7 protein-coding genes and 1 pseudogene are annotated in these 7294 nt (G+C 63.6%); 4 read left to right on the top strand and 4 right to left on the bottom strand.

Translation table 11 applies throughout. The features are described 5' to 3' along the window. Both ACFE65_RS17105 and ACFE65_RS17100 read left to right on the top strand, forming a co-directional pair. On the top strand, positions 1-616 hold a 616-nt coding region (locus ACFE65_RS17105; protein ID WP_375383566.1), incomplete at its 5' end, for a VOC family protein. A 101-nt stretch (positions 617-717) separates the two neighbouring features. Then, positions 718-864, top strand: a pseudogene (locus ACFE65_RS17100) (Rieske 2Fe-2S domain-containing protein); the annotation flags it as partial. 378 nt (positions 865-1242) lie between these two features. On the opposite strand, the gene ACFE65_RS17095 reads toward ACFE65_RS17100, so the two are convergent. From ACFE65_RS17095 to ACFE65_RS17080, 4 genes are all read right to left on the bottom strand, one after another. Continuing rightward, complete coding sequence (locus ACFE65_RS17095) at positions 1243-1437, bottom strand: hypothetical protein (protein ID WP_375383565.1); 195 nt, start codon at positions 1435-1437, stop codon at positions 1243-1245. A 236-nt stretch (positions 1438-1673) separates the two neighbouring features. Next, a complete protein-coding gene (locus ACFE65_RS17090; RefSeq protein ID WP_375383564.1) occupies positions 1674-3056 on the bottom strand; it encodes a pyruvate dehydrogenase complex dihydrolipoamide acetyltransferase in 1383 nt (460 codons plus the stop codon). A 3-nt stretch (positions 3057-3059) separates the two neighbouring features. After that, positions 3060-5414: a transketolase gene (locus ACFE65_RS17085; RefSeq protein ID WP_375383563.1), complete on the bottom strand. Its 2355-nt coding sequence runs from the start codon at positions 5412-5414 to the stop codon at positions 3060-3062. 47 nt (positions 5415-5461) lie between these two features. Next, positions 5462-5905, bottom strand: a complete 444-nt coding sequence (locus tag ACFE65_RS17080) for a hypothetical protein (protein ID WP_375383562.1) — start codon at positions 5903-5905, stop codon at positions 5462-5464. Positions 5906-6370: 465 nt separating this feature from the next. Between ACFE65_RS17080 and ACFE65_RS17075 the strand changes: the two genes are divergently transcribed. Both ACFE65_RS17075 and ACFE65_RS17070 read left to right on the top strand, forming a co-directional pair. Beyond that, entirely contained in the window at positions 6371-6784 is a 414-nt protein-coding gene (locus ACFE65_RS17075; RefSeq protein WP_375383561.1) for a glutathione S-transferase N-terminal domain-containing protein, read from the top strand. Continuing rightward, a complete protein-coding gene (locus ACFE65_RS17070) occupies positions 6757-7023 on the top strand; it encodes a hypothetical protein (protein ID WP_375383560.1) in 267 nt (88 codons plus the stop codon). Before ACFE65_RS17075 ends, ACFE65_RS17070 begins: the two co-directional genes overlap by 28 nt. Positions 7024-7294 lie beyond the last annotated feature (271 nt).

Genomic DNA, 7294 nt, shown 5'->3' with positions numbered 1-7294 from the left:
GCTTCGCAGTCGCCTGATCAAGCCGTCATGCGCCAACCCCGTGAGCAGTTACGTTACAGGAGTGAAGTCTCCGATCAAGCTCGCACACGTCGTGTTTCGCACCTCTCGGATGCCGGAGATGCTTGCTTGGCACAAGCAGGTCCTGAACGCAAAGGAGGCGTTCACGAGCGCCGAGATATCTTTCCTCGCATATGATGACGAGCACCACAGGGTTGCTTTTATCCAGATACCCAATCTTGCGGAGCAACCCGCAGGTCAGGTTGGTGTGCATCATGTCGCCTTCACCTACGATAATCTCGAGACGCTGCTCAGCAATTATGAACGATTGAAGGAACTGGGTATCGAGCCGATCTGGCCGGTGAACCATGGACCGACGACGTCACTCTACTATGGGGATCCAGACGGAAATCAGCTTGAGTTTCAGGTAGACAATTACGACACGGTCGAAGAAGCGGGAGAGTTTTTCTTTTCTGAGGCGTTTGCGACCAACCCGATCGGCGTGGACGTAAGCCCCACGAACCTACGCGAACGGCTTCAGTCGGGTGAAAACGAAGAAGCGGTAAAGAAGCGCGCCCCCAGCGGCCCACGGGGGGTGGAGACTATTCCGATCCGCTGACCGGTTTTCAGTTCGATGCTCCCGAGGATGCCATGTATGTCCGGAATGGCTGGTATGTAGCAGCCTGGTAGCGTGAGTGCTCCGATCGTCCGCTCGCGCAGCCGATAGTGCAGGAAGATGTCGTGCTGTTCCGCCAAGTGAATGGCGAATTGGGCGCCTTGGAAGATCGTTGCCCGCATCGGCAGGTGCCGCTGTCGATCGGTCGGTGCGAGTCCCGCTGGTCGCGCTGCGGCCATCACAGGTTGTTGTTCGACGCGGAACGGCGCCGCGTCTACGCCCTAGCCAGAGCTTCGCCCACCGAATGCTCGCGTGCTTTGGCGTGCAGTGGGTGGATCGAGCCACGCCGCTCAGCCGCTCGATGCCGGTCGCGGACCTCGACGTGCTGCCTGGCGAGATGCGGCAGGGACGCCTTGACGGCGTGCACTCGCCGAGATCGGTTCAGGCGACGACGCATCCTTTACTTCTACGCGGCACGGAAATGCCCCAACCACTTCGCCAACGCCGGCTACGGCGAGCGGGTGCCTGATAGTCGGCGGTGGCCGGTGAGCCGCCGCGGTCGGCTCGGCCAAACCTATGGGCAAGGCGCTCCGGCCCTGCCGGTCAGCGGGGCCGGTCAGCGGGGCCGGTCAGTGGACCTGCGGGCCGACAGCGTTCAGGGCGGCCTCGAACGCGCCGTTGCCGCTACCTTTCAGCCAGGATCGCAACGTCTGCAAACGTGGAGCCAGCTCGTGCATAAAATCGAGGTCGGCATGATGCGACAGCGGACCGAGCAGATCCTCGAACGGCTCCCACCCGCCGGGTGCGCCGCCTATCTCTGTCACTTAAGCTACGTGCAAACATGAGCGACTCTGACCCTGGGTCGCGCGGATCCAACGACAAATGCTTGCTCACACGCATTGCCTCCCGACACCAGAGCCAAGGTTGACTCAGACTTCAACCGGTTTGAGCTCCCTCAATGACCCTTGTCGCGCGGACACCGCTCTAGCAGCGACATGCTGGGAGACGGATTTCGTTCGGTGGCCGAAAGCAACTACATGGAAAGCCTTGATCCAGAAAATCAAGCCGCGAGAAGCAGTGGGGCCTCGACCAGCGCCTTGAAGCTGCGCATCAGCGCTGCACCGTCCGCGCCGTCGATCGCACGGTGGTCAAAGCTGCCGGTCGCGCTCATCACCGTTGCCACCCCGAGCTTGTCGCCCTCGACCCAGGCGCGCTTCTCGCCCGCGCCGACCGCGAGGATCATCGCCTGGGGCGGATTGATCACCGCGTCGAATTGCTTGATCCCGTGCATACCCATGTTGCTGATCGAGGCGGTGCCGCCGGCATATTCTTCGGGCTTCAGCTTGCCGTCACGTGCCCGGGCGGCGAGTTCCCTCACCTCCGTCGCGATTGTCGATAAGCTCTTGGCCTCGGCCCCGACCACCACCGGTGTGAGGAGCCCGGTGGGCGTCGACACCGCGACCGAGATGTCCGCGCGCTTGAAGCTGATGAGCTGTTCGGGCGTGAACATGACGTTGCAGCTAGGCTCCTGCATCAGCGCAAGTGCGAGCGCTTTAACGAGCATGTCGTTGACCGACAGCTTCACGCCGCGTGCCTCCAGCGCGGTGTTGATTTCACCTCGGAACGTCAGCAACGCGTCGAGCCTCACCTCGACCGTCAGGTAGATGTGCGGCACCGTCTGCTTGGACTCGGTCAGCCGGCGCGCGATGGTCTTGCGCATATTGCTGAGCTTGGTCTGCTCGTGCGGCACGTCTGGGATGGCGACGCGCTGGGGCGTTACCGGCTGAGGTGGAGCCTCGGGCGCGATGGCCGGCAAGGAAGCAACTGGTGGGGCTGCGGGCAGGGGTGCGGCACCCACCGCTTCCACATCCGCCTTGACGATGCGCCCGTGCGGACCGGAGCCGGTCAGCGTGGAAAGGTCGATGCTCCTGGCCATTGCGATTCGGCGCGCGAGCGGGCTCGCCTCTGCGCGCTCGCCGCTCGCGGGCGGAGCAGCGGGGACCGCCAGGCTGGATGCTGCGGGCGCGGGCAGGGGCGTCGGGTTGGGCGGCGCGGCCTGCATCGGTGGCGGTGAGCCATGGTCCTCTATCGCAGCCACGTCGGGTTCGATGGGGCGGCTCTGGTCGCCCTTCTTGTTCGGGTCCTCGCGGCCTGGGATCATCACCGTCCTTGGCACCGTCTGCGGGGCGGCTGCGCCCTCTCCATCCGGGTCAAGCGTTGCAATCACCGTTCCGACCTTGACGTTGTCCGTCCCCTCCAGGACCGCGATGGAGGCGATCACGCCCTCATCCACCGCCTCGAACTCCATCGTCGCCTTGTCCGTCTCGATCTCGGCGAGGAGGTCGCCCGACTTCACGCTGTCGCCCGTCTTGACCAGCCATTTGGCAAGTGTGCCCTCTTCCATCGTCGGCGACAGCACGGGCATCTTGATTTGGGTCAGCATGGCTTAGGCTCTCACGAACAGTTCGGCGGTCGCGTCGACGATCGCGTTCGCGTCAAGGCGGTATTCCCGGTAAAGATCATTCAAGTCGCCGGTCTGCCCGAAGCGATCGGTCCCGAGCGGGCTGACGCGCATGCCGCGTACCGCGCCCAGCCACGACAGCGTCGACGGCGCGCCGTCGATGATCGTGACGAGCCCTGCTCCCGTCGCAAGCGGCGCGAGCAGAGCGTCGGCGTGGCAGGGTGCGTTAGGTCCGCCGCTCCAATATCGGGCTCGCGCGGCCGACCAGTCGCGGTGGAGCAGGTCCGGCGAGGTGACATTCAGCAGCCCCAGCCCTGGAAAGTCGTGCGCCATCATCGCGTGCGCCTCCAGCACCTCGGACACGATCGCGCCGGTGAACACGATCGCGGCATCCGCGCCCGGTGAGGGGGGCTTGAGCCAATAGCCGCCACGCAGCGCATCCGCCTCCCACGTTGAGTCCGCGCGCGCGATTTGGTCGATCGAGCGGGTAGTGAGGCGCAGATACACCGACCCGCCATCCTCCGCCTGTAGATGCTGAAACGCCCAACGCATGAGCAGCGCCAGCTCGTCCGCATAGGCGGGCTCGAAATAGGTCAGCCCGGGCTGGCCGATGCCGATCAGCGGCGAGTTGATCGACTGGTGCGCGCCTCCCTCAGGGCCGAGAGTAAGCCCTGACGGCGTCGCCACCAGCAGAAACCGCGCGTCTTGGTAACACCCGTAATTAAGCGCATCGAGCCCGCGCGCGATGAACGGGTCGTACACCGTCCCGATCGGCAGGAGCCGCGTCCCGAACAGCGACCCGGCAAGGCCCAGCGCGGCCAGGACCAGGAACAAGTTATGCTCCGCGATCCCGAGCTCGATATGTTGCCCAGCTCCGTGGCCCGACCATTTCTGCGCGGACGGGATTTTGGCGGCGTGGAACACATCGGCCAGCTCGCTGCGTCGGAATAGCCCGCGTTGATTGACGAACGCGCCGAGGTTGGTGGAGACGGTGACGTCGGGCGACGTCGTGACGATCCGGTCTGCCAATGCACGTGCCTCATCGTCCGTCGACTTTGCGAGATCGAGAAGGATACGCCCGAACGCCGCTTGGGTTGACTGTTCCGCGCCCTCGGGCACCGGCAACCGCGCCGGGACCGGCACCGGGTCGGCACGCGTCTCCTCACGCCGCTGCGCGATCGGAGACGCCGCGACGAAGGCCTTGAGCGCCGCGGCTGCGTTGTCGACCATGCCGCCATAGGGCTCCCATTCCGCGCCTTCCGCGATCCCAAGTTCACCGCGCAAGCTCTCGATCTGCCGCGGATTCATCAGTCCCGCATGATTGTCCTTGTGCCCTGCCAAAGGCAGCCCGAAGCCCTTGATCGTATAGGCGATGAACAAGGTCGGTTGCTCGTCACGCGCGCCGTCGAACGCTTCCACTAGCGTTTCAAGGCAATGACCTCCAAGGTTGGTCATCAACGCCGCAAGCGCCTCGTCGTCATACGTGTCGAGCAGCGTGGCCACGTTGGGCCGCTCGCCAATGTCCTTCATCAGCCGCGCGCGCCAGGCTACGCCGCCCTGGTAGGTGAGCGCGGCGAAATCTACGTTGGGGCAGCCGTCGATCCAGTCCCGTAGCGAATCGCCGCCCGGCTTGCCGAATGCCACCTGCTGGCGCTTGCCGTATTTAAGCGTCAGCACGCGCCACCCACACGTCGCGAAGATATCGTCGAAGCGGTTGAACATTCGGTCGGCCGTGGTGTGGTCGAGCGACTGGCGATTGTAGTCAACGATCCACCAGCAGTTGCGGATGTCGTGCTTGTAGCCCTCGATCAACGCTTCATAGATGTTGCCTTCGTCGAGCTCGGCGTCACCCATCAGTGCAACCATTCGCCCCGCATCTGCCTCCGCCAGAGCGCCGTGCGCAATCAGGTAATCCTGCACCAGACTGGCGAATGCTGTCACCGCCACACCAAGGCCGACAGAGCCGGTAGAGAAGTCGACCGGGATCTGGTCCTTGGTCCGCGATGGGTAGCTTTGCGCGCCGCCGAACCCGCGAAACCGCTGGAGCTGATCGAGCGTCTGGTTGCCGAGCAGATAATGGATCGCGTGCAGCACCGGCCCCGCATGCGGCTTCACCGCCACCTTGTCGTTGGGGCCTAGCCCATGAAAATACAGCGCGGCCATGATCGCGGTGATCGACGCGCACGACGCCTGATGCCCGCCCACCTTCAACCCGTCTCGGCTTTCGCGCAGATGGTTGGCATTATGGATCGTCCACGACGACAACCACCGCAGCCGCGTGTCGAGCGCCTCAAGCGACGCGACCAACGTCGCGGGCTCACTCCCTATCGAATCCGGCATCGCAATTCCAGCCGGATTAGCGGAGGCGCGCGGGTGCGACGACGAGGTCATGCCGCCTCGCGCATGAAAGTATCGACGATGCGATCGAACTCGTCCGGCGTCGCTGGCTGAATGATGTGGCCGGCGCGGGACATCATCGGATGACGTCTTTCTGCCTCTTTGGCTACCGCCTCGCCCGTCCCCCTCCGTCCATCGCCGTAACCGCCTGTGATGATCAAAGTCGGAATGCCCGCGGCACGCACGGCCTGCGCCGCCGACAGCATAGCGGGCTGCACCATCCGGGATTGGCGCGGCGAGCACCCGAGCGCGGCTGCCCTTACGTCATCATCGTTCAGGTCGGCATCCGCGCGGTGAACCACCAGCACGCGTGGCCCGGTCTCGCCCCAACGGGTCACGTTCACCGGCAGGTCAAGCGCGTTGACCGGAACCGGGCGTTCTGGACATCGGGCGAGCAGCGCGGGATTTACGAACCCCGACGGCACGGTGGTCATGAGACGATTGCTCCTTACTTCGACTGGTCGGGCGTCGTTACACCGCTTTCAGCCGGTACCTGCCGAACAAGCACCGACGTGAGCCTGATAACCTAGTCGCTCCTACCGGAAAGAGGGCGGGCGTATCGCGTCGATAGGCCGCCGGTATCAGCCATTGACTGTCGGCAACGATACTCGCGACCTATCAACCTTCACTTTCTGCCATCGCGCACAAGCTGCCAAATGGCGCCAACCTTATCGGGATGATTGGATAGATCACTGGGACCAGCGCTTCTGGCCGCTTCGTCGCGACGGGCTGAGCGGTCGGATACCGGCAGTCATGACCTTGACGTTCCGCCGCTTCGCCTTTGACGGCACAACAATGACGACGCGAACGCTGAACTAATTGGCCAGGTTCGATCGGGTAAGCGTCGACTTGGCGAGTTCTGACGCAAAGCGGGCTTTGCCCAAAGGAGCGATCTAGCGATGACATCGCCGACCCTCACATTACATCATTTTCCGGGCGCTTGTTCCCAAGTCAGCGTGTGCGCGCTTGAGATGGCAGAACTGTCCTACTCGTTGAAGCTGGTGAACCTCGCCAACAATGAGCAGACCGGGCCGGAATATCTGGCGATCTCGCCGTTGGGGAAGGTGCCGTTGCTGCTGATCGACGGAAAGCCGCTCACCGAGAACAGCGCGATCCTGACTTATATCGCCGCACTCAGGCCGATGCCGGTATCTTTCCTGTCGAGCCGGCGCCGATGGCCCGAGCCGAAGCGGTCGGTGGTCTGTCATTTTGCAGCGGAACGCTTCACCCACAAATCCGTGGGTTGGCGAACCCTCAACGGATCACGACGGGCGACGGCGCGCCGGTGCGTGAGCGGTCGCGAGAACTGTTGAGCAAATCTCTCCAATATGCCGAAACGCGATTGGTCGACCGAGGCTGGTGGCTCGGAACGGTCTCGATCGTCGACGTCTATCTGGATTGGGCCATCTCGGTCGTGCGCCGGACCGACTTCGACCTGTCGCGCTTTCGCAAGCTGGATGAGATCGGCGCGCGCTTAGTCGACGGTCTGCCGGCGTATCGGCGCATGCAGGAAGAGGAAGTGCGGTCCCGTGATGAGCTTGCTCTGCCTTGAGTCGCCGACGAGAACCGGAAACGCACTGTCGACGCCGGGCGCGGTAGATGGTCTCTCCTCTCATGCCTTTCCCGCTTAACGCGAACTCGAAAGGGGCAAGACCAATGGGCGTGACGAGATCGGCGGCGGCTTCGGTGGAGTGCGACAGAGGTTTAGCCCGAGATGCCGAGATGGGGTCCGATGATCGTCCGGAGTAACCTCAACGACACGGCAAGGCTTGTCAACGGCGGAGCAAAATCAGGCCAGCGGGGCGGAGTAAAAGCAGGCCAGT

The sequence above is a fragment of the uncultured Sphingomonas sp. genome (assembly GCF_964237335.1).
Taxonomy (GTDB): Bacteria; Pseudomonadota; Alphaproteobacteria; order Sphingomonadales; family Sphingomonadaceae; genus Sphingomonas.
Note: the sequence above shows the minus strand (reverse complement) of the source record. Positions and strands in the feature narration are given on the sequence as shown.